The organism is Knoellia remsis (assembly GCF_003002895.1).
GTDB lineage: Bacteria > Actinomycetota > Actinomycetes > Actinomycetales > Dermatophilaceae > Knoellia > Knoellia remsis.
This window is the reverse complement of sequence record NZ_PVTI01000024.1, coordinates 41,997-61,892: the sequence shown is the minus strand read 5'-3', so window position 1 is coordinate 61,892 and position 19,896 is coordinate 41,997. Positions and strand designations below refer to the sequence as shown.

The window sequence follows — 19,896 nt, the reverse complement described above, 5'->3', positions numbered from 1 at the left end:
AGGAGATCTGGCGCCAGATCTGGTCGAACAACCCCAACGAGCGCCTCAACCGAGAGATCCGCCGCCGCACCGACGTCGTCGGGATCTTCCCCAACCGCGAGTCCGTGATCCGGCTCGTCGGGGCCGTCCTCGCGGAGCAGCACGACGAATGGGCCGAACAACGCCGCTACCTCGGCCTCGAAGCCCTCAAGAACGCCCGCGCCGTGCTCATCGCCCGCGAGGGACAGGCCGGGAACGAGGAGGTGACCACCGAGCTGATCGCCGGCGCCATCAACGCCTAAACCACAACCCTCGACGGATCACCGTCGTACACCACCGATCCGGACTTGACCAGTGTCGAAGCCAAGCAGACGAACTAGAACACCCCTGACGCAGAGCGAAGTGGACTCGATCCGAACCGCGCGAGCCAGGGGCGAGAGCGTGGTCTCCATTTCGCGGCGCTTCGGTGTCCACCGGATGACAGTGTGGACGCATACCAAGGACTTGCTTGCTTGAGCCGAGAGGCTTCACAAGCGGGGGCCCCAGCCAACGTGCGGAGTGTTTCGCTGGTGGCGGTTTTCGGTGGCAGACGCGGCGAGACGCCGGAGCTGCGCGAGGGCGGCCTGCGCTGCGCGATACTCGGCGGCCTGCTCGGGGGTGCGGATCGCCTCGGCCTCGCCCAGCGGCGACGGGCCGCTGATCTCATGGCGGTATCGGTAGAACGCAATAGCGGCCGCCTGCGATTGCCACTGTGCTCTCGCCTTCGGCTGCACCGGGGGTGTGCCGAGTCGTGAGAACCATGCGGCCTCAGCGTTCTGTGCTTCCCGCACGAGTCTGCGGGCGGTGGCTTCGATGAGAGCCTGCCGCTCATCGAGCGCCGTCTGTATATCGTCGGCGATTGGCTTGGCCGGAGTCGCGATGAGCCCGGCGACCCGTGCTCGACGGTTCCTGCCGGGCCGCAGCTGGCTGGTGGCCTCGTCGAGCATGGCCGCGAGCTGCGCGGCCGGGTCGGTCTGCTCGTCGCTGGGTGTCAGCCGGGGCGCGAGCTTGTTCAGTGCGACGGTGGCGGGATGCCCGGAGGCTTCGTGCCTGGCGAGTGCTGCTTCGAGGCGTTCGTAGTACGGGCTGGTGAACACGTCGTCGGCCACATCGTCGGGGAACCGTGCAACGTCGAGTAGCGTGGCCCAGCGGTCGACCTGCGCTTCACGGGCCAGCACGTCGTACTCGTTCATCAGCGTGGACAGCGAAGCGTGGCGGTCGACCTCGAGCACGAGGGTCTCGGTGGCGGAGAGGTCAGCATCGCTGCGCTTGAGCACTTCGGCCAGGCGGTCGATGAGCGTCAACGGCTTCGGCTGGTCGAGATGGGGCTCGACCTCGTGCGGGTCGGGCACGATGACGTAGGCGTGGTTGCGGTGCTTGCCTCGGGTCATGGCGACGTAGAACAACTCACGCGCCGCTTTCTCGGGGTCGACGAGCGCGTGCGCGGTGTCGACGCTGGCTCCTTGAGCGCGGTGCACGGTGGAGGCGTAACCGAGTTCGAGTTCTTCGCGGACATACTTCGCGGGCAGCACGAGCGCCTTGCCTCGCGGCTGGTCGCCCGTGCCGAGACGACGCACCGCGACGGCGCCATCCTCGTATCGGTGGCTGACCTGCCAACGGTCGCCGTTCTTGACCCATGTTCTGCCGGTGGTCAGGCGGCGGTCGTTGAGCCGGGTCACGACCAGATCCCCGACTCCGGCGGTGGCGCCGTCGTGCAGACCGACGCCCTCGGCCTCGACACGCCCGGCTTCGATGAGGTCGGCGCGGGCACGGCCGTTGAGCTCGGCGACCACCTCGCCGGTGCCCGCGATCATCAGCGTGCGCAGGCCCTGATCGCGGTCGGTGCGCCACGCCTCGTAGATCGCGTCGAGCATCGTCTCGGCGTCGCCCTCGACCAGCCGGCCTTGCTCGTTGTAGGCGTCGAGCGCCTTGACGTTGCCGTGCCGCAGGCCCAGGCTCGCGGTCTTCTCCCACTCATTGACAAAGCGGCGCACGTCGGTGAGCTCGGGCACCTGGTGGCGGTGGCGGGTGAGCATCCCGAACGCGCCGCCCGTCTCCACCGCGGAGAGTTGCGCCCAGTCGCCGATGAGGACGACTTTGGCCCCGACCTCGGCGGCGTGCGCGGTGATCCGATCCAGCGCGAGCGTGCCCGCGAGCGAGGACTCGTCCACGAGCACGAGCTGCCCGGCTTCGAGGTTCCAGCGGTCTTTGGCGTGTTCGTAGAGGAACTTCGCGGTGTTCTCGGCCCGGATGCCGAGCGAGTCACCGAGCACGTCGGCGGCCGCTGCCGAGGGCGCGAGCCCGATCACCGAATCCTTGTCGTGAGCCGCCGTCCATGCGCGATGCAGCGCCCGTAGTGCGGTGGTCTTTCCGGCCCCGGCAGGCCCGACGAGCAGATCGAGGGTCAGCCCGGAGCGGGCGATACGGGTGATCGCGGTGGCCTGATCCGCGTCGAGCCGGACGCCGCGGATCTTGCGCGAGGTGTGCCGGGCGACCAGCCGCGCCCCGAGCAACGGGCCGGTCTCGTCCTGACTGTGCGCGAGGAGGCGTTGTTCGGCGTCGAGGATGTCTTGGCTGGAGTAGGCGATCTGATCGACGGGCTGGAACCTGTTGCCCTCGCCCTCGATGTAGTGCGCGGGCACGGCACGGTCGTAAGCAGGGGTGAGCCGCAGCGACTCGGCCTCGACGCGGGAGACGATCTAATCGAGAACGGCTATGCGGTCGTCGGTGGTAGCGAACCGGACGCCCATGAGTTGCCTCATCGTCTCGGCGTGCACGTTCCAGCGCCCCCAGGTTGCACGCCGGTTGGCGACCTCCATCAGCACGACCGTGGCGAGGTCGTAGATCTGCTCCAACCCGAGGTCGTCCGCGCGTAGCAGGGCTTCGGTCGCACCCTGGTCGAGCAGGTGCTGCGCCCAGGTGGTTGCGTCCTCGCCCAACGTGAGCGTCGCCCGCTGACGCCACTGGTCGGTCAACTCCGCCAGCGAGTGCAATTCTTTCTCCCGCGAAGCGCGAGCTCCCGGCGGCCTTCGCGGCACAATTCTCACTGTCTCACTTGGCCTGGCTCGTCACCTACCCGATCGCGGGATGGGTAGGCACAGCGTCCGGCTTCACTCTCGCCTGGTCGATCCTTGCCGCTCCCGCCATCGGCGGTGCCGTCACAGCGCAGATGCTCTGGCCCCGCGAGAAGGAAACCGAGACTATCGAGGCCGCCGATGCCACCGGAGAAGGCGCGGTCGGTGACCTGGTGCTCCGTGAGGAGACCGAAGCCGCCGAAGGCACCCTCGCGGCGTCCCAGTGCGCCTGTGTGCGCACCGCATAAGCGCGCAGGTGGCGGGCGGAACGAATGCTTCCGCCCGCCACCGGCGCGTCGTGCTTGCCGAGGCGCCCGCGATCCGGCTTGTCGATCAGGGGCGAGTCGGTGCTCGCCGGTGCAGCCGAGGTATCCAGTCGCGGACGAGGCCAGTGGCGTCAATCCCTATGAGAGCGACGAGGGTATCTCCGAGGTAGTGCGCCGTGAGCAAGGGGTCGGCGGAGACGATTTGCGTACTGGACCCCAAAGCGGCATACCCCGCTCCGACCAGGGTGTGTCCGTGGACGCGTGCGGAGAACGGCGAAGACGGCAGGTAGATGCCGGGATCGTCGTCCAGGCCGAGGTCGTGCAACAGAGTCTTGGCCGCATGGGCTCCCTGGGCGACCGAGTCGTCCCAGTGATCGATCCGGTACGAGCTATGGCCGGGATAGTGGTGCACGGCGACGCCGCCCGCGGCGTAGATCCGTTGGCGCGGCGCGTGCATCGAGCGCAGCCGGCTATCGACCGGGATGCCCTCAGGTCCGGTCCAGGGAGCCGGGGCTGCGGGCAGGGTGCCGTGGGCGACGATCGCCAGGTCGCCGTCGACCTCCGTGCCACGGGAGCGGCGGACCTCGCACACCCGGAGCCGGGCTTCTACATCGTGGGGGCGAAGTCGTACGGGCGGGCGCCGACGTTCCTGGCTCTGACCGGGTTCGAGCAGGTCCGCAGCGTCGTCGCGGCGATCGCCGGCGACCGTGAGGCGGCCGCGCGCGTCGACCTCGTCCTGCCGGACACAGGGGTGTGTGGCAGGTCTGGCCTGTTCGACGCCCCGGACGATCAGGCGGCCTCGGACTCGTGCTGCGCGCCCGCGCCGCAGCTGGTCCAGATCGGCGCGAGGACCACGAGATGAGCCGGGGCCGCCTGCTGATCGTCGGCGGCGGGCAGTCCGGCCTCGCCGCAGCCCGCACCGGACGCGTCCGGGGCTGGGAACCGGTCGTCCTGGAGGCCGGTGACGAGCCGGTCGGGTCCTGGCCGCGCTACTACGACAGCCTGCGCCTGTTCTCCCCACGCCGGTTCAGTTCCTTCCCCGGGTACCCGTTCCCCGGCGACCCGGACGGCTACCCGGGCCGCGACGAGGTCGTCGAGTACCTGCGCGGATACGCCGACCGGCTCGGCGTCGAGGTCCGGACCAATGCCCGCGTCGTCGACGTCACCGCCGACGGGCCGGCGTTCACGGTGGAGTTGGCTGACGGGAGCAGCCTGGTCGGTGACGCGCTCATCGCCGCTTCCGGTTCGTTCGGCAATCCCCACGTGCCGGCGATCCCCGGCAGGGGGGCATTCGAGGGGCGGGTTCTGCATGTGGCCGACTACCGGTCGCCGGAGGAGTTCGCCGGGCAGCGGGTCGTGGTCGTCGGGGCGGGCAACTCCGCCGTGCAGGTGGCCCACGAGCTCGCCGAGCACGCGGAGACGTCGCTGGCGGTGCGGGACCGGGTGCGGTTCGCGCCGCAGATGATCGCCGGACGCGACCTGCACTGGTGGCTGCGCCTCACGCGCGCCGACCTGCTCCCGCCATCGGTCCTCGAACGGCTCGTCACCGGCACCCCGGTGATCGGGACCGACACGTACAAGCGGGCGCTGGAGGCGGGCCGGCCCGACCAGCGGCCCATGTTCACCGCGTTGTCCCCGGACGGGGTCGTGTGGCCTGACGTCTCCCGGGAGCAGGTCGACGCCGTGATCTTCGCGACCGGCTACCGGCCGCACCTGACCTACCTGACCTCGCTTGGCGTCCTCGACGGGGCCGGCAGGCCCCGGCACGACCGCGGTGTCTCGACCGCGCTGCCGGGGCTGGGCTTCCTCGGTGTGGAGTTCCAGCGGTCGTTCTCCTCGAACACGCTGCGCGGGGTGCACCGCGACGCCCGGCGCGTCGTCGACGCCCTGACCAGGCTGCCGCGGGGTGCCGCCGTTGCCTGAGCCCGGACCCCGCCCATCGCTGGGAGCGGTGCTGGCGGCGCTGTGCGTGACCGAGATCGTCTCCTGGGGGCTGCTCTACTACGCCTTTCCGGTGCTCGCGCCACGGATCAGCGCCGACACCGGTTGGTCCTCGATGGCCGTCACCTCGGCGTTCTCGGCGGCACTGGTGGTCTCGGCGCTGGTCGGGGTCCCGGTCGGCCGCGTCATCGACCGGCGCGGACCGCGGCTGGTCATGACGGTCGGGTCGGTCCTTGGAGTCCTGGCTCTCGTGGTGATCGGCACGGCAGGGAGCCTGCCGGTCTTCGTCGCCGGGTGGGTGCTCGCCGGGGCCGCGATGGCCGGGGTGCTCTACCCGCCGGCGTTCGCCGCGGTCACCGGCTGGTTCGACGCACGCCGTCTCGGGGCGCTGGCCACGCTCACGCTCGTCGCGGGCCTGGCCAGTACGGTCTTCGGGACGGCCCTGATGATCGCCAGCGCGTGGACGAGGGCCTGCGCGGAGCAGCCACTCCTCCCGCCGCGTGGCGTTCATAGTCGAGGTTGAGGTCATCGGAGCCGACAATAGGTCACCATTCACTGTATAGTTCAGTGCATGCTGACTATTGCTTCGCGTCTTGACGTCATGAACCGGCTGGGCCGGGCCATGGCGGACCCGACGCGCTCCCGGATCCTGATGACCCTGCTGGACGGGCCGAGCTACCCGGCCGTGCTCTCGCGCGAGCTGGAGCTGACGCGCTCGAACGTGTCGAACCATCTGACCTGTCTTCGTGACTGCGGGATCGTGGTCGCCGAGCCCGAGGGGCGGCAGACGCGCTACGAGATCGCCGACCCGCACCTCGCGGCGGCGCTCACGGCGCTGGTGGACGTGACGCTGGCCGTGGACGAGCACGCGCCGTGCGTGGACGCGGAGTGCACGGTGCCGGGCTGCTGCGGGACGGGAGCGGGCGCGTGAGCGCGGCGTGCGGTTGCGACGAGCCGGAGACCCGGGTCGGTGAGGAGGCCGAGGAGGAGCGGGAGCGTCCGTGGTGGCGTGACCGCGGGATCATGGTCCCGGTGTTCTCCGGCGTCGCCTTCGGAACCGGTCTGGTCCTGGAATGGGCAGGGGCGGAGAGCCCGGCGCTGGTGGCGTTCTGGATCGGCCTGCTGCTGGGCGCGTCGACGTTCACGCCCGGCGCGATCCGCAAGCTCTTCACGGGCAAGCTGGGCATCGGGCTGCTGATGACGATCAGCGCGGTCGGCGCGGTCATCCTCGGCTACGTCGAGGAGGCCGCAGCGTTGGCGTTCTTGTACTCGATCGCCGAGGCGCTGGAGGACAAGGCGATGGACCGCGCCCGCGGCGGGCTGCGGGCGCTGCTCAAGCTGGTCCCGGAGACCGCGACCATCCGGCAGGACGGCGCGTCCGTGGAGGTCGCTGCGAAGGATCTGGCCGTTGGGCAGCTGATGCTCGTGCGGCCGGGTGAGCGGATCGCGACCGACGGGATCGTCCGCACGGGTCGGTCGAGCTTGGACACCTCGGCGATCACCGGGGAGTCGATCCCGGTGGAGGTCGAGCCCGGCGACGCGGTGTCGGCCGGGGCGATCAACACCGCCGGTGCCCTGGAGGTCGAGACGACCGCGGCGGGTACCGACAACTCGCTGACCACGATCGTGGAGCTGGTGGAGCAGGCGCAGGCCGAGAAGGGGGACCGTGCCCGCCTGGCCGACCGCATCGCCCGGCCGCTCGTGCCTGGCGTGCTGATCCTCGCCGCTCTCGTCGCGGTCATCGGCTCGCTGCTGGGCGACCCGGAGCTGTGGATCACCCGCGCCCTCGTGGTGCTCGTCGCCGCGTCGCCGTGCGCGCTGGCGATCTCGGTCCCGCTGACCGTGGTCGCCGCGATCGGCTCGGCGAGCAGGTTCGGCGTGATCATCAAATCCGGTGCCGTGTTCGAGCGGTTCGGCGTGATCCGCCACGTCGCCGTCGACAAGACCGGCACCCTCACCCGCAACGAGCCCGCCGTTACCGCCGTCCTCACCGCCGACGGGGTGGACGAGGCGCTGGCATTGGCGTGGGCGGCGGCGCTGGAGCAGCACAGCACCCACCCGCTGGCCGCCGCGATCACCGCCGCCTCGCCCGGAGCTCCCGCCGCCTTGGACGTGACCGAGCAGGCCGGGCACGGGATCGAGGGCATCCTCGACGGGGCCCGGGTCACCGTCGGCAGCCCTCGATGGCTCGACGCCGGAACCCTCACCGACCAGGTGGAGGGCTTGGAGGAGCAGGGCATGACCGTCGTGATCGTGCACCGCGACGACGTCCCGGTCGCCGCGGTCGGGGTCCGCGACGAGCTGCGCCCCGAGGTCCCCGAGGTGGTCCGCACCCTCGCCGCGCAGGGCGTCGGGGTGACGATGCTCACCGGCGACAACGCCCGCACCGCCCGGGCGCTGGCCGTTCAGGCCGGGATCGAGGACGTGCGCGCCGAGCTGCGTCCGGAGGACAAGGCCGCCGCGATCAGCGAGCTGGGCAGGCACGGCTCGGTCGCGATGATCGGCGATGGCATCAACGACGCCCCCGCCTTGGCCGCCGCGGACATCGGCATCGCGATGGGCGCGACCGGCTCCGACGCCGCGATCGAGTCCGCCGACGTCGCCTTCACCGGCCACGACCTCCGGCTGCTGCCGCGCGCGTTCGACCATGCCCGTCGCGGCAGGCGCATCATCAACCAGAACATCATCCTGTCGCTGCTGATCATCGCCGCCCTGCTCCCGCTGGCCCTGTTCGGCGTGCTGGGGCTGGCCGCGGTGGTGCTGGTGCACGAGATCGCCGAGGTCGTCGTCATCCTCAACGGGCTCCGCGCGGCTCGGACCCGAAAAGAGCGGATCGCATGAAGGTCGAACTGTTGCACATCCTCGACTGCCCGAACACGGACATCGCCGAAGCCAACGCGCGTGCTGCGCTGGACGCTATCGGATTTGTGGACGTGGCCGTCGAACTGGTAGCCATCCGGACCGAGGCCGAAGCGACGAATTCTCCGTTCGGAGGATCACCCACGCTCCTCGTCGACGGCGTCGACCTGTTCCCGACCGCACCGGTCCGCTCGCTCGCGTGCCGCGTCTACTCGACGGAAAGCGGATTCGCCGGAGCGCCCACGCCGGAGCAGATCGAAGCAGCGCTGCGAGGCGCTTCTCGATAGAGCGACAACCACTGGGGACGCAATTAGCGGGCCACACCCGCGGCACAACGATGTTCCCCGCATGGATTGAGCTCCCTCAAGAGCATGGGAGGGGCAAGCGCCGATGTTGCTTGCCCCTCCGGCGCTCACACTCCCTCAGACGAGCAGCTCTGCCAAGAGCGCTTCGATGCGCCCCTTGATCTCGTCGCGGATCGGGCGCACCGCCTCGATGCCCTGTCCGGCGGGGTCGTCGAGCTTCCAGTCCTCGTACCGCTTGCCCGGGAAGAACGGGCAGGCGTCGCCGCAGCCCATCGTGATCACCACGTCGGAGGCCTGCACCGCCTCGGTGGTGAGCACCTTCGGCTGCTCGGCGGTGATGTCAATCCCTTCCTCGCGCATGGCTTCGACGGCCACGGGGTTGATCTGCTCGGCGGGCATGGACCCGGCCGAGCGGACCTCGATGCGGCCTGCGGCGAGGTGGCGGAGGTAGCCGGCGGCCATCTGGGAGCGGCCGGCGTTGTGGACGCAGACGAGCAGGATAGAGGGCTGCTGAACGGTCATGATCTTTGGCTTCTTTCAGTCGGTGAGGGTCGCGAGGAGGGCGCGGACGCGGGACTCGATGTCGTGTCGGATCGCGTCGACCCCTTGCGGGGAGGCGAGGGCGGGGTCGCCGACGGCCCAATCCTCGTAGCGGACACCCGGGATGATCGGGCACACGTCGCCGCAGCCCATCGTCACCACAACGTCCGCGGCGCGGACGGCGTCGTCGGTGAGCGGCTTCGGGAATGCATCCCGAGCCTCCTGCTCGCCTTCGATCTCAACGAGCAGGGAACGCACGTGCGGGTGCAGGTCCGATGCCGGGGTCGAGCCTGCGGAGCGGGCGATCACTCGGCCGTCGGCGAGCTGGTTGACGATGGCGGCGGCGAGCTGGGAACGGCCCGCGTTCTGCACGCACACGAACAGCACCTGCGGCACCCCGGAAGACCGATCCCGGGTGAGGTCGGCGAGGCGCTGGCGGGCGAAGCGCTCGGTCAGCGGGATCATGTGCTGCGTCAGTTTCGCCGACTGTACCAGGCCCGCGTAGGACTCTCGCACGATCGCGATCACGACGTCACGGTGCAGCCCGGTCAGCTCGTCGGCCAGTTCCTCGGCGAGCCGGGTCACGCGGGCGTCCATCTGCCGAAGCGCGTCAACTCGCGCCTGAGCGTCCTCCGGCTCGTCGGCGACTGCCGCTGGTGCGAACGCGTCGAGGAGGGCGGCGACGGCGCGCTGCTTGCCCGGCGCGATCCGGTACCAGACCCAGGTACCGCGCCGCTCGGACAGCAGCATCCCGGTCTCCTTCAACACCTTCAGATGGTGGGAGACGGTCGGCTGGGACACGTCGGCGAGCTCCGCGAGATCGCACACGCAGGACTCGCCGCGTGGGTCGGTCGCGATCGCGGACAGCATCCGCAGCCGCAGCGGATCCGCGAGCGCCTTGAGCGCCCCGGCCACAGTCGCAGCTGCGTCGGCGCCGATCGCGTGCATCGCGGAGGGCGCGCACGCCTCGGCGTCGGGAAGGACAGCAGCGTCGGTCATGACGTCCTCGATTCAAGATGCCCGGCTTCGATAGCGTAGGGGTCGGTGCGGAACCAGGCTTTCGCCGCCCAGAGCGAGACGTAGACGAGCCCGACCAACACGGGCACCTCGATGAGCGGGCCGACGACCCCCGCCAAGGCCTGCCCGGAGGCCGCGCCGAAGGTGCCGATGGCGACCGCGATGGCCAGTTCGAAGTTGTTCCCGGCCGCGGTGAACGCGAGCGTCGTCGATCGCGCGTAGCTCAGGCCGATGCCCTTGCCCAGCAGCAGCCCCGCGAACCACATCAGCCCGAAGTACACCAGCAAGGGAAGTGCGATCCGGGCGACGTCCATCGGCCGGGAGGTGACCTGTTCGCCTTGGAGGGCGAAGAGCAGCACGATGGTGAACAGCAGCCCGTACAGCGCCCACGGCCCGACCTTCGGAAGGAACGTCTCCTCGTACCAGTCGCGCCCCTTGCGCTTCTCGCCGATGAAGCGGGAGGTGAAGCCGGCGACCAGCGGGACGCCGAGGAAGACGAGCACATTCAGCGCGATCTGCCAGACCGAGATCTCTAGCCCTTGCGTGTCCAGCCCCAGCCAGCCCGGCAGGACGGTGAGGTAGAACCAGCCCAGCAGGGAGAACGCGACGACCTGGAACACCGAGTTGATCGCCACCAGCACCGCGGTGGCCTCCCGGTCACCGCAGGCCAGGTCGTTCCAGATCACGACCATCGCGATACAGCGGGCGAGCCCGACGATGATCAGGCCGGTGCGGTACTCGGGCAGGTCCGGCAGGAAGATCCAGGCGAGGGCGAACATCACCGCAGGTCCCACGAGCCAGTTCAGTACGAGCGAGGAGACCAGGAGCTTCTTGTCGCCGGTGACGGCGGCGACCTTGTCGTAGCGGACCTTCGCGAGCACCGGATACATCATCACCAGCAGGCCCAGCCCGATCGGGACCGAGATCCCGCCGACCTCCATCGCGGATAGCGCGTCGGAGAGCACGGGCACGAAGCGGCCGAGCAGGAGCCCCGCGATCATGGCGAGGCCGATCCACAGCGGCAGCCACTTGTCGAGGGTGGAGAGCCGTTTCGGGGCGGTGCGGGTCAGGGTGTCGGTCATGCGAGCAACTCCTCGATCTTCGTCGCGTAGACGGGCTTCGGCTGCGCGCCGATCAGCACGTCCACCCGTTCCCCGTTCCGGTAGAACCCGAGGGTCGGGATCGAGGTCACGCCGGCCGCGGTCACGGTCTCGGGGTTCTGATCGGCATCGACCTTCACGATCTTCACCCGGCCCGCGTACTCACCGGCGAGCTGGTCCAGGATCGGGGCGACCGCCTTACACGGCCCGCACCAGGCCGCCCAGATGTCGACCACGACGGGCAGCTCGGACTCGAGCACTTCAGCCCGGAACGTGGCGTCGGTGACGGGGGTGACGGTGCTCATGCGGAAACCTCCAGGACGGGCTCGGGCAAGGTGGCGGGCGCGAGGTTCGACAGGTAGTGCTGGGCGTCCTGCGCGGCCGCGCAGCCGGTACCCGCGGCGGTGATCGCCTGCCGGTACGTGTGATCGACGAGATCCCCGGCCGCGAACACCCCGGCCAGGTTCGTCCGCGTCGACGGGTGCGCGACCCGCACGTACCCGTCCGCGTCGGTGTCGACCTGGCCGGTCACGAGCTCTGAACGCGGATCGTGCCCGACCGCGACGAACACCCCCGTCGCGTCGAGTCTCCGCTCGGCCCCGGTGACGGTATCGCGCAGCGTGAGCCCGGTGACCTGCTCATCGCCGAGGATCGCGGCGACCTCGCTGTTCCAGGCGACCTCGATCTTCGGGTCGTCCAGCACGCGCTGCGCCATGATCTTCGACGCCCGGAACTCGCCCCGGCGGTGCACGACGGTCACCTTCGACGCGAACCGCGTCAGAAACAGCGCCTCCTCCATCGCGGAGTCCCCGCCGCCGACCACGACGATCTCCTGGTCGCGGAAGAAGAACCCGTCGCACGTCGCGCACCAGGACACCCCATGCCCGGACAAGCGGTCCTCCTCGGGGAGGCCGAGCTTGCGGTACGCGGAGCCCATCGCCAGGACCACCGCCCGCGCCAGATACGTAGCCCCGGCACCGGTCTCGATGATCTTCACATCACCGTCGAGATCAAGACGGATCGCGTCGTCATGGACGATCTGAGCGCCGAACCGCTCGGCCTGCGCCCGCATCGACTCCATCAACTCCGGACCCTGCACACCATCGACGAAGCCAGGGAAGTTCTCCACCTCGGTCGTCGTCATCAACGCCCCGCCCGCCGTCACCGAGCCGGCGATCACGACCGGGGCAAGCCCCGCACGAGCAGCGTAGACCGCTGCGGTGTACCCGGCGGGACCGGACCCGACGATGACCAACTCGACCTCTTGATTCGACATGTATCTATATTGACGCTTATCGAAGCACGCGGCAAGTCGGCGAGGCGCATCTGGGTGGTGTTTGCCGAAGGTTCATCTTCTGAGGCGGCTACGCACTGTCGGCCGTGATGTTCTGCGGTCCCGTGGCGGTGTGGGAGTAGCGCAGCGCGGTCTCGATGCCGATGCCGAAGAGGTCGCAGATGCGCCTGACATCGCCGCCGGTCTGCTCGACTTCGTAGAGAATCCGGTCGGTGCGCAGGGCCTGGGCGTCTGGGAACAGACGAAAGACAACACCTACCTCGACCCGATCACCGGGCAGGAGTCGCCCGTGCGCGGCGCGTTGCAGTTGGTGTTCTCCGACATCGGCACCCCGAACCCGACCCGGTGGAACGCCTACGACGAACTCCGGGCGCAACTCATTGCACGCGGGATGCCCGCCGAGTCGATCCGATACATGCACGAAGCCAAGACCGACGTGGACAAGGCCAGGTTGTTCGCCGCCGCCCGCGCCGGGCACATCGGGGTGCTGATGGGATCGACCGAGAAGATGGGCGTCGGCACCAACGTCCAAGCCAGAGCCGTCGCCCTCTTCCACCTGGACTGCCCGTGGCGACCGAGCGACATCGCCCAGCGCGAGGGCCGCATCCTGCGCCAAGGCAACCAGAATCCCGAAGTCGGCATCCTCCGGTTCGTCACCGAGCGATCGTTCGACTCCTACATGTGGCAAGGCGTCGAACGCAAAGCCACGTTCATCGCGCAACTCATGCGCGGCAGCCTCGACTCCCGCGAGATCGAAGAAATCGACTCATTCGCACTCTCTGCCGCAGAAGCCAAAGCGATCAGTTCAGGCAACCCTCTGCTGCTGGGGCACTCCACCGTGCACACCGAAGTGCAACGGCTGCCTCGCCTGGAGCGTGCCTACCACCGCAACGAGTCGATGCTCGCCCATGCCCGCGACCGCGCCAGCGATCACGCACGTCGCGCTGCCTCCGACATTGAAGCCCTCGAATCGGTGCTGCCGCGCGTGACCGATACCTCCGGCGAGAAGTTCCGCATCGAGCTACGTGGCCGCACCTACACCTCACGTGCCGATGCCGCGCACGCGCTCGCGGCCTGGGCGCATGACTCCGATCTGAAATGGGCACCCCGCTACGCCTCCCGCGACTACGGTGCCATCGGCAAGATCAGCGGCTTCGACGTCACGGTCTCAACCAGTCCGGCGCTCGGGGCCGAACCTATGGTGACCGTCAGACTCGACGGAGTGCCGCGCAGCGGGTTCGTCATGACCCGGCAGGCTTTCCTCGACGGGGGCGTCGGACTCATCCAGCGCATCGAGAACCGCGCCTCCGGCATCCCCTCGCTACTCGACCAAGCCCGCGACGACCTCACCAGCGCCGAGCAAGAACGCGACGACGCCGAGCAACGCATCGGCCAACCCTTCCGCCACGCAGAGGCCCTCGCAGACGCCGAGAAAGACCTCGCCCGAAACGAGACCCAACTGGCCGCGATGCAAGACGACATCGACCACGACTCCCGACCCGAATCGGAACCCGAGCCTGGGCGTGAACCGGCGCTCACCGTCGAGGCGGTACGGGCGCATCGGCCCGCGCTCGGCGTGCGTCCCGACCCGCAACGGAGCCCGGCAATGACGGCGGCTGTCGTACCCACCGACAGCACGGCACACGACCTGAGCCCACGGAGGCTGTGACCGAGCACCTAGCTGCCAGAACGACCGCACGAACGCGGGCGTGAACAGGCAGGAGGAAATGCGATGGGCATCAAGAGCGGCGTCATCATGGTCGGCCACATCGCCGGCGACCCGAGACTGACTACCAGCGAGGAAACCGGCACGCCAAGGTTCTACGCGCGTGTCGGCGTCGACCACTGGCGACGTGAGGACGACGGCAGGTTCACCAACACGGGCCGGACTTACCACGACCTCGCGATTCGCTACAAGGCCGCCGAAGCAGCGATGGAGATGTTCAAGAAGGGGGACGACTTCATCGCCACCGGACAGTTCAAGAAGTTCACCGATCGCGTCACCGGCGAGGAACGAGAGGAGTTCCGGGCCGACACGCTCACTCCGAACCCGGTGACCACCCGGTTGGCCATCAACCGTGAGCCGCGCGGTGGTGCCGCCCGCGAAGCGATGGGCACCGAGCGCAGCCAGGCGTTCGAGCGTCCTGAGCAGTCCGCTCAGGTACGCGAGCCTGCGACGCTGGGCCACTGAACGGAGCCAGCCATGAGCGACGATCACACTCCCGTGGCGGACGAGGAGCCCGAGGACAGGCCCGATCCCGACCTCAACCCGGCATCGATGCCCCCACGCGGCGATCTCGGGCCGATGCTGGATGAGCCGCCCGGCCCGATCAACTGGCACCTGCTGACCGCCGATGACGCGGAGGCGGCGTGGCTGGAGCTGAACCAGTGGGTCAACTGGCTTCGCGCCACCTATGGCCTGCCCGCATCGGTGATCCCTCCGATGTGGCACCGGCATCCGGAACTGCACTGGGAACTGAGCGCGTTGCACACGCACTGGCTGTGCGCGTATGACCCGCAGCAGAACGGGTCGGCACCGATCGGCTGGCATCGGGACTTCGCCGACGCCCGGCAGCGGCTGCGCGATTGGGTCGCCGCGTGCGGCACCCGCCTCGACCGCGACCGGCCCACCCGCCAGACCGTCTGGCCCGGCGAGGACGACGCCGAACCGATCGAGGACACCCCGATCACCGACCGCGACGAAGACTTCGTGGCCTTCGTCATCGCCGACGTCGAACGTCGCCGCCAGACCGAGGAGGACTTCTACGCCAGCCTCGACCCCGACACCGGCGAGATCACCTGAACGTCTACGCGCACATCGGTGGGGCCGAACCAGCACGGTTCGGCCCCACGCTCCTGTGTGGGGGTCAGTCCCCGAGCACCCGCCCGCGCCGCGCCGCGGATGCCGCAGGCTGCGCCGACTCGAACCAGGCCGCTTCCCGCCGGATGGAGCGGCCCGGCTGCGTGCGGGCCGGGCGCTCCAGGGCGGTAGCCGACAGGTCGTAGCCGCCCCACGGCGAATACCCGGCCACATGCCGGGTGCCGTACTGTGCGCGTTCGGTGATGATCGGCGCGCCGGGCACCTGCATGTGCGCCGGGTATCGCTGTTCGATCCACCGCAGCGCGACCTTCGTCAGTCCCGTTTCCGAGCGCACCCGCACCTGACGCGGAACCACCGGCAGCTCGCGCCACCCCGGTACGGCGTGGTCGTGCCACGCCTCGACCGCCTCGTTCTCGCTGCCGGCGGGCGAGTGCCACTCACACGGCTCGCACACCACCATCGTCAGCAGATCGCCCGGCCCCTCCGCGCCCGGCTCGGGACGCAGATCGGCGGTGAACGACTCGGCGCGGTGCTCCCCGAACTCCACCGTGCCGCCGCTGATGCTGCGATGCCACATGTGGCTGCGGCCGAACGAACCGAAGTCACCGTTGAGGAACCGCCAGTGCGCGAACGCCTCATCCAGCATCGCGGGTGGGTAGTAGTCCGTGGTGAAGTGCAACGGCGCGCCCGCCCACTCGTGCAGCCGGGCACGGGCCTCCTCACGCTCGAACTCCTCGAAGTCGAACGCCAACTGCCCCTCGTGCTCCATGCCGCACCTCCCACGCGGCAGGTGCACACCGCCCAACGGCCCGCCCCGGCTGCTCTTCCCGAGTCCGACCGAAGCGGGTAGGATCAAGGCGCAGGCGATTTATTACCAACTAGGCCGTCACCCCTGTGGAGGCGGCATGACGAGCCAGGGAACCGCCCAGGCAAGTCCATCCCATCAAGGCGTCGCCGCTTGGGAGGACTTGATCATGCTTCGACTGATCTGGCACCAGCATCCGTATCCGCATGTTCCTGCGTACCTGGATGCCTACCAACATCCTGCTCGACGCGCTGCGCACCCGGCGAGGTCTCAAGTGGGGCGCACCAGCGATGCTGCTGTCAGTCGTCTACTTCGCCATCGCCTACTGGTGCACCACCCTCATCGACAATGGCGCTCCCGGCTGGCTGCACCTGATCGTGCTGCTGTGCATCTACAACACCTTCAAGTTCCTCATCTACGGCCCCATCAGCCTCGCCCGCCTCATCGCCGCCCGTCGACACGAACGCATCCAGCGGCGGCGGAACGAGCGTGCACCTGGAGTACATGAAGCACTACCGGGTGACGAGCACGGGTCGGCGTATCTCAGCCGAACCTCGGCTGCGCCCGAAGCCTGACAACAAGCGACTGATCGCGCTGGTTCTGTACATCGCGGATGAACTCCACGCTCACGAGCTTGATGAGCAGCAGCGTCGCATCGGTGACCAGCACACCAGTGAGAACTCGACGCCCGCCTGCACATCGGCGGACGAGCAAGGAGACGACCATGACTCTGACGATGCCTATGACGGAGACCGGCACCGCGCCGCTGTTGACGGCGGTGACCTATCAGCGGGTCTCGACCAAAGAGCAGGCGTCCAAGGGCGGGCGTGACGAGGGATTCTCGATCCCCGCCCAACGTCAGGCGAACGCTCGCAAGGCAGAAGACCTCGGCGCCCGGATCGTGGCCGAGTTCGTGGACGCCGGGGAGTCCGCACGCTCCGCCGACCGGCCCGACCTGCAACGGATGCTGGAGTACATCGCCACCCATCAGGTGACCTACTGCATCGTGCACAAGGTCGACCGCCTCGCCCGGAACCGGCTCGATGATGTGGAGATTCATCGTCGTCTGGTCGAGGCGGGCGTGACGTTGGTATCGGCGACGGAGAACATCGACGAGACGCCCTCGGGGATGCTGCTGCACGGCATCATGTCGTCCATCGCGGAGTTCTACTCCAAGAATCTCGCCACTGAGGTCACCAAGGGGTTGACGCAGAAGTTCGAGACCGGCGGCACCCCGATGCGCGCCCCGATCGGCTACCTCAACGTCCGCAAGCGTGATGAGCAGGGCCGCGAGTACCGCACCGTCGAGATCGACGCCGAACGCGCACCGCTGGTGCGGTGGGTGTTCGAGCAGTACGCCGCCAGGGAACGCACCGTCGTTGATCTGCTCGCGGACGTGACCGCGCGCGGGCTGACCAGCGTGCCGACCCCGAAGCGACCCTCGGGCCCGGTTGGGCGCTCGACGTTCTTCGATCTGCTGCGCAACCCGTACTACATCGGGATCGTCCGCTACAAACGCGCGGAACAGACCGGCACGCACGAGCCGTTGGTCGATGTCGAGACCTGGCAACAGGTGCAACGGTTGCTCGACTCGCGCAAGAAAGCCTCCGAACGGCGACGCACCCACGACCACTACCTGAAAGGCTCGCTGTTCTGCGGGTCGTGCGGGTCGCGGATGCAGCTGGACTTCCCGGCCAACCGTCAGGGCGTCCGCTACGCCTACTACGTCTGCTCCGGGCGAACCTCGAAGCGGAAGAGCTGCACCCGCCGCGCGGTGCCGGTTGGGATCGCCGAGCAACTCGTTGCTGACTGCTACCGCGAGATCGCGATCACCGAAGAGGATTACGCCGCGCTCGCGGCACAGGTCGAGGCCGCGTTCGATGAACGCCTCGCCTCCCGCTCTGACGAACTGGCCGAACTGACCGCGAACCGTCAGCGCCTCCAGAACGAGAGCGACAAGCTGCTCGCCGCGCACTTCGCCGACGCGATCGACTTGGAGACCCTCAAGCGTCACCAAGACCGCATCCGCACCGGCCTTGCGGACATCGACCGCAGGCTCGCGACCGAGCACGACCAGCACGAGGGATCACGCAAGCAACTGAGCACCGCGCTCAGCCTGCTGGTCGACTGCGCCACCCTCTACGCCCGCACCGACGACCAAGGCAAGCGCCTGGCCAACCAAGCACTGACCAACGGCATCGAGATCAGCGAAGACGAAAGGGCGACGATCCGGCTCGCTGAGCCGTTCGCCGCCCTCGTACCCGAACCAACATCTACCGATGTCAGCGGTTCTAGTACGTCCGATTGGGTGGACGTGAAGGGACTCGAACCCCTGACCTCTCGCGTGTGAAGCGAGCGCTCTAACCAGCTGAGCTACACGTCCGGAGCCCGCGGCGTGCGGGCTGACCGAGGATACCCGGCGCCCCGACCCGCGACGAAATCCGGCCCCGCGAACCGCGACCGTCAGAGCCGGGCAGTCGTGTGCATCCAGTTCTGGACGCCCTCGGGGAACCACGTCGGCACGCCGGAGACCTTGAACGTCGCCCAGAGAACGGCAGCGACGAACGCGGCGGTGAGGACCCCGACGAGGAGCTTGACGAACACGTTCTGTCGCCGCACCCACTGCTCCCAGCGGCGCACGTGCTTCTTGACGAAGTCGAGCACGGCCTGGGCGCGCTCGAACTCGCTCGCCCAGACGGCGAGGCCGCCGATGACGATGAGCCAGCCCGGCCCGGGGAACGGCACGAGCGCGAGCCCGACGAGGACGATGACGAGCCCGACGACGAACACCGCGACCCGGTAGACCCGGGCGCCGTGGGGCGTGGACTTGATGCGTCGCCGCCAGGCCCAGTCGTCCTCCTCGGCGTCGATGACGCGGTCGGGGTCGCTGTAGTCGTGCGGCTGCTTCTTCACGCCGTCGCCTCCGCCGTCCATGACGTCCTCCGCCTGCTCGGTCCCCGCACGCTTCACGGGTCGATCCCCTTCTCCTCGAGGGCCGCAGCCCAGATCTGAGCCGCCTGCGCAGTGACAGGCCCCGGAGCCGATAGCGCGCGCCCGTCGACGAGGTCCACGGGGTGCACGTCGCGCGCCGAGCTCGTGATGAACACCTCGTCGGCGGTCTCGAGCACGGACAGCGGCTGCGCCTCCTCGCGAACCTCGAGCCCGGCCTCACGGCACCACTCGACGACGAGCTCGCGGGTGATCCCGGCAAGACAGCCGGACGACAGCGGCGGTGTCCACAGCTCGCCGTCGACGACGACGAAGATGTTGGACCCGGTGGCCTCGCACAGCTCGCCGCGGGTGTTGCCGAAGATCGCCTCCTGGCCTCCACGCGCCTTCGCGTGCGCCAGCGCGATGACGTTCTCGGCATACGACGTCGTCTTGAGGCCGGCCGTCGCGGCGCGCTCGTTGCGCGTCCACGGCACGGTGACGATCGCGGCCGTCGCGCTCGGGCGCGGCATCTCGGCGGCGGTGACGATGTAGGTCATCGGCGAGTCGTCCCGGTCCGACCCGAGTGGTCCCGCTCCCCCGGTGATCGTCCAGCGCAGCCTCCCGAAGCCGATCTCGGGCCCGTCAGCGAGCACCGCGTCCGCGCCCTCCCGGATCCGGTCACGGTCGGCGGCGGGCAGCCCCAGCCCCGCGAGCGTGCGGTCCATCCGGTCGAGGTGGCGGGTCATGGCGAACACCTGGCCGCGGTCGACCTTGCACGTCTCGAAGGCCCCGTCCCCGACCGTCACTCCGTGGTCGAGGGCCCGCACCGACGGCGCGGTCGGGTCGACCAGCTCACCGTCCACCCACACCCTGATCGCGCTCATGGGTCAACCATGGCAGATCGCCGACACGGTCCTTGACCGGA

The 19,896-nt window shown here is 69.1% G+C and carries 23 protein-coding genes, 1 tRNA gene and 1 pseudogene; 13 read left to right on the top strand and 12 right to left on the bottom strand.

Annotation, left to right across the window (positions count from 1 at the left end; translation table 11 throughout):
* Positions 1-281, top strand: a 281-nt coding sequence (locus BCF74_RS13565) for a transposase (RefSeq protein ID WP_177426668.1), incomplete at its 5' end; no start/stop codon positions are given.
* A 225-nt stretch (positions 282-506) separates the two neighbouring features.
* On the opposite strand, the gene BCF74_RS13560 is transcribed toward BCF74_RS13565, so the two are convergent.
* On the bottom strand, positions 507-2,660 hold the full coding sequence (locus BCF74_RS13560; RefSeq protein ID WP_245889361.1) for an ATP-dependent DNA helicase: 2,154 nt from the start codon (positions 2,658-2,660) through the stop codon (positions 507-509).
* 57 nt (positions 2,661-2,717) lie between these two features.
* Positions 2,718-2,993 (bottom strand): hypothetical protein, encoded by a 276-nt coding sequence (locus BCF74_RS17765; RefSeq protein ID WP_245889360.1) that lies wholly within the window; start codon positions 2,991-2,993, stop codon positions 2,718-2,720.
* Between the two features lie 80 nt (positions 2,994-3,073).
* Here BCF74_RS17765 and BCF74_RS13555 point away from each other — a divergent pair, with 80 nt between their 5' ends.
* Positions 3,074-3,340 carry a hypothetical protein gene (locus BCF74_RS13555; RefSeq protein ID WP_281257192.1) on the top strand — a complete coding sequence of 89 codons (267 nt, stop codon included), beginning with the start codon at positions 3,074-3,076 and terminating at the stop codon, positions 3,338-3,340.
* 85 nt (positions 3,341-3,425) lie between these two features.
* Here the strand turns inward: BCF74_RS13555 and BCF74_RS13550 are convergent, their stop codons facing one another.
* On the bottom strand, positions 3,426-3,815 hold the full coding sequence (locus BCF74_RS13550) for a hypothetical protein (protein WP_245889359.1): 390 nt from the start codon (positions 3,813-3,815) through the stop codon (positions 3,426-3,428).
* A gap of 108 nt (positions 3,816-3,923) precedes the next feature.
* On the opposite strand from BCF74_RS13550, the pseudogene BCF74_RS13545 reads away from it, so the two are divergent.
* The 6 genes and pseudogenes from BCF74_RS13545 to BCF74_RS13520 all read left to right on the top strand — a co-directional run.
* A pseudogene (locus tag BCF74_RS13545) lies at positions 3,924-4,220 on the top strand (flavoprotein); the annotation flags it as partial.
* Positions 4,217-5,281: a flavin-containing monooxygenase gene (locus tag BCF74_RS13540; RefSeq protein ID WP_106298493.1), complete on the top strand. Its 1,065-nt coding sequence runs from the start codon at positions 4,217-4,219 to the stop codon at positions 5,279-5,281. The pseudogene BCF74_RS13545 and the gene BCF74_RS13540, both read left to right, overlap by 4 nt.
* Positions 5,282-5,327: 46 nt before the next feature.
* Positions 5,328-5,822 carry an MFS transporter gene (locus BCF74_RS13535; RefSeq protein ID WP_218279275.1) on the top strand — a complete coding sequence of 165 codons (495 nt, stop codon included), beginning with the start codon at positions 5,328-5,330 and terminating at the stop codon, positions 5,820-5,822.
* Between the two features lie 48 nt (positions 5,823-5,870).
* Positions 5,871-6,230: a Cd(II)/Pb(II)-sensing metalloregulatory transcriptional regulator CmtR gene (gene cmtR, locus BCF74_RS13530; protein WP_007633539.1), complete on the top strand. Its 360-nt coding sequence runs from the start codon at positions 5,871-5,873 to the stop codon at positions 6,228-6,230.
* On the top strand, positions 6,227-8,140 hold the full coding sequence (locus BCF74_RS13525; RefSeq protein WP_177426667.1) for a heavy metal translocating P-type ATPase: 1,914 nt from the start codon (positions 6,227-6,229) through the stop codon (positions 8,138-8,140). The genes cmtR and BCF74_RS13525 overlap by 4 nt, the downstream gene beginning before the upstream one ends.
* On the top strand, positions 8,137-8,445 hold the full coding sequence (locus BCF74_RS13520; RefSeq protein WP_013864598.1) for a hypothetical protein: 309 nt from the start codon (positions 8,137-8,139) through the stop codon (positions 8,443-8,445). Before BCF74_RS13525 ends, BCF74_RS13520 begins: the two co-directional genes overlap by 4 nt.
* Positions 8,446-8,580: 135 nt before the next feature.
* On the opposite strand, the gene BCF74_RS13515 is transcribed toward BCF74_RS13520, so the two are convergent.
* From BCF74_RS13515 to trxB, 5 genes are read right to left on the bottom strand one after another with little or no spacing between them, the layout of a single operon-like run.
* On the bottom strand, positions 8,581-8,985 hold the full coding sequence (locus BCF74_RS13515; protein ID WP_106298490.1) for an arsenate reductase ArsC: 405 nt from the start codon (positions 8,983-8,985) through the stop codon (positions 8,581-8,583).
* Positions 8,986-9,000: 15 nt separating this feature from the next.
* Positions 9,001-10,002 carry a metalloregulator ArsR/SmtB family transcription factor gene (locus BCF74_RS13510; RefSeq protein WP_106298489.1) on the bottom strand — a complete coding sequence of 334 codons (1,002 nt, stop codon included), beginning with the start codon at positions 10,000-10,002 and terminating at the stop codon, positions 9,001-9,003.
* Positions 9,999-11,102, bottom strand: coding sequence for an ACR3 family arsenite efflux transporter (gene arsB / locus BCF74_RS13505; RefSeq protein WP_106298487.1), 1,104 nt, complete (start codon positions 11,100-11,102; stop codon positions 9,999-10,001). Before arsB ends, BCF74_RS13510 begins: the two co-directional genes overlap by 4 nt.
* The gene (trxA, locus tag BCF74_RS13500; RefSeq protein ID WP_092918859.1) at positions 11,099-11,425 is read right to left on the bottom strand and encodes a thioredoxin; all 327 of its coding nucleotides are present in this window, start codon (positions 11,423-11,425) and stop codon (positions 11,099-11,101) included. Before trxA ends, arsB begins: the two co-directional genes overlap by 4 nt.
* Entirely contained in the window at positions 11,422-12,396 is a 975-nt protein-coding gene (gene trxB / locus BCF74_RS13495) for a thioredoxin-disulfide reductase (protein ID WP_106298486.1), read from the bottom strand. Before trxB ends, trxA begins: the two co-directional genes overlap by 4 nt.
* A gap of 130 nt (positions 12,397-12,526) precedes the next feature.
* Between trxB and BCF74_RS13490 the strand changes: the two genes are divergently transcribed.
* The 3 genes from BCF74_RS13490 (at position 12,527) to BCF74_RS13480 (ending at position 15,217) form a co-directional block, all read left to right on the top strand.
* Entirely contained in the window at positions 12,527-14,083 is a 1,557-nt protein-coding gene (locus BCF74_RS13490; RefSeq protein WP_177426666.1) for a helicase C-terminal domain-containing protein, read from the top strand.
* Between the two features lie 63 nt (positions 14,084-14,146).
* The gene (locus BCF74_RS13485) at positions 14,147-14,605 is read left to right on the top strand and encodes a single-stranded DNA-binding protein (protein ID WP_017883443.1); all 459 of its coding nucleotides are present in this window, start codon (positions 14,147-14,149) and stop codon (positions 14,603-14,605) included.
* 12 nt (positions 14,606-14,617) lie between these two features.
* Positions 14,618-15,217 (top strand): hypothetical protein, encoded by a 600-nt coding sequence (locus BCF74_RS13480; protein WP_106298484.1) that lies wholly within the window; start codon positions 14,618-14,620, stop codon positions 15,215-15,217.
* Positions 15,218-15,281: 64 nt separating this feature from the next.
* Here BCF74_RS13480 and BCF74_RS13475 read toward each other — a convergent pair whose 3' ends face one another.
* Positions 15,282-16,004, bottom strand: a complete 723-nt coding sequence (locus tag BCF74_RS13475) for a DUF6349 family protein (RefSeq protein WP_017883445.1) — start codon at positions 16,002-16,004, stop codon at positions 15,282-15,284.
* Positions 16,005-16,246: 242 nt separating this feature from the next.
* Here BCF74_RS13475 and BCF74_RS13470 point away from each other — a divergent pair, with 242 nt between their 5' ends.
* Together BCF74_RS13470 and BCF74_RS13465 are read left to right on the top strand one after the other, a co-directional pair.
* On the top strand, positions 16,247-16,615 hold the full coding sequence (locus BCF74_RS13470) for a sulfate permease (protein ID WP_342747577.1): 369 nt from the start codon (positions 16,247-16,249) through the stop codon (positions 16,613-16,615).
* A 38-nt stretch (positions 16,616-16,653) separates the two neighbouring features.
* A complete protein-coding gene (locus tag BCF74_RS13465; protein WP_342747578.1) occupies positions 16,654-18,390 on the top strand; it encodes a recombinase family protein in 1,737 nt (578 codons plus the stop codon).
* Here the strand turns inward: BCF74_RS13465 and BCF74_RS13460 are convergent.
* The 3 genes from BCF74_RS13460 to BCF74_RS13450 form a co-directional block, all read right to left on the bottom strand.
* A tRNA-Val gene (locus BCF74_RS13460) sits at positions 18,350-18,423 on the bottom strand. The two genes, BCF74_RS13465 and BCF74_RS13460, sit on opposite strands and share 41 nt — an antisense overlap.
* 80 nt (positions 18,424-18,503) lie before the next feature.
* Positions 18,504-19,010 carry a TIGR02611 family protein gene (locus BCF74_RS13455; RefSeq protein WP_245889358.1) on the bottom strand — a complete coding sequence of 169 codons (507 nt, stop codon included), beginning with the start codon at positions 19,008-19,010 and terminating at the stop codon, positions 18,504-18,506.
* Entirely contained in the window at positions 19,007-19,855 is an 849-nt protein-coding gene (locus BCF74_RS13450; protein WP_106298483.1) for an aminotransferase class IV, read from the bottom strand. The genes BCF74_RS13455 and BCF74_RS13450 overlap by 4 nt, the downstream gene beginning before the upstream one ends.
* Positions 19,856-19,896: the final 41 nt, after the last annotated feature.

Coding starts and splice junctions, on each gene's coding strand:
- BCF74_RS13515 (WP_106298490.1), bottom strand. CDS start 8,985: ATGACCGTTCAGCAGCCCTCTATCCTGCTCGTCTGCGTCCACAACGCC.
- BCF74_RS13470 (WP_342747577.1), top strand. CDS start 16,247: ATGTTCCTGCGTACCTGGATGCCTACCAACATCCTGCTCGACGCGCTG.
- trxB (WP_106298486.1), bottom strand. CDS start 12,396: ATGTCGAATCAAGAGGTCGAGTTGGTCATCGTCGGGTCCGGTCCCGCC.
- BCF74_RS13540 (WP_106298493.1), top strand. CDS start 4,217: ATGAGCCGGGGCCGCCTGCTGATCGTCGGCGGCGGGCAGTCCGGCCTC.
- trxA (WP_092918859.1), bottom strand. CDS start 11,425: ATGAGCACCGTCACCCCCGTCACCGACGCCACGTTCCGGGCTGAAGTG.
- BCF74_RS13480 (WP_106298484.1), top strand. CDS start 14,618: ATGAGCGACGATCACACTCCCGTGGCGGACGAGGAGCCCGAGGACAGG.
- cmtR (WP_007633539.1), top strand. CDS start 5,871: ATGCTGACTATTGCTTCGCGTCTTGACGTCATGAACCGGCTGGGCCGG.
- BCF74_RS13520 (WP_013864598.1), top strand. CDS start 8,137: ATGAAGGTCGAACTGTTGCACATCCTCGACTGCCCGAACACGGACATC.
- arsB (WP_106298487.1), bottom strand. CDS start 11,102: ATGACCGACACCCTGACCCGCACCGCCCCGAAACGGCTCTCCACCCTC.
- BCF74_RS13450 (WP_106298483.1), bottom strand. CDS start 19,855: ATGAGCGCGATCAGGGTGTGGGTGGACGGTGAGCTGGTCGACCCGACC.
- BCF74_RS13485 (WP_017883443.1), top strand. CDS start 14,147: ATGGGCATCAAGAGCGGCGTCATCATGGTCGGCCACATCGCCGGCGAC.
- BCF74_RS13465 (WP_342747578.1), top strand. CDS start 16,654: ATGAACTCCACGCTCACGAGCTTGATGAGCAGCAGCGTCGCATCGGTG.
- BCF74_RS13510 (WP_106298489.1), bottom strand. CDS start 10,002: ATGACCGACGCTGCTGTCCTTCCCGACGCCGAGGCGTGCGCGCCCTCC.
- BCF74_RS13475 (WP_017883445.1), bottom strand. CDS start 16,004: ATGGAGCACGAGGGGCAGTTGGCGTTCGACTTCGAGGAGTTCGAGCGT.
- BCF74_RS13550 (WP_245889359.1), bottom strand. CDS start 3,815: ATGCACGCGCCGCGCCAACGGATCTACGCCGCGGGCGGCGTCGCCGTG.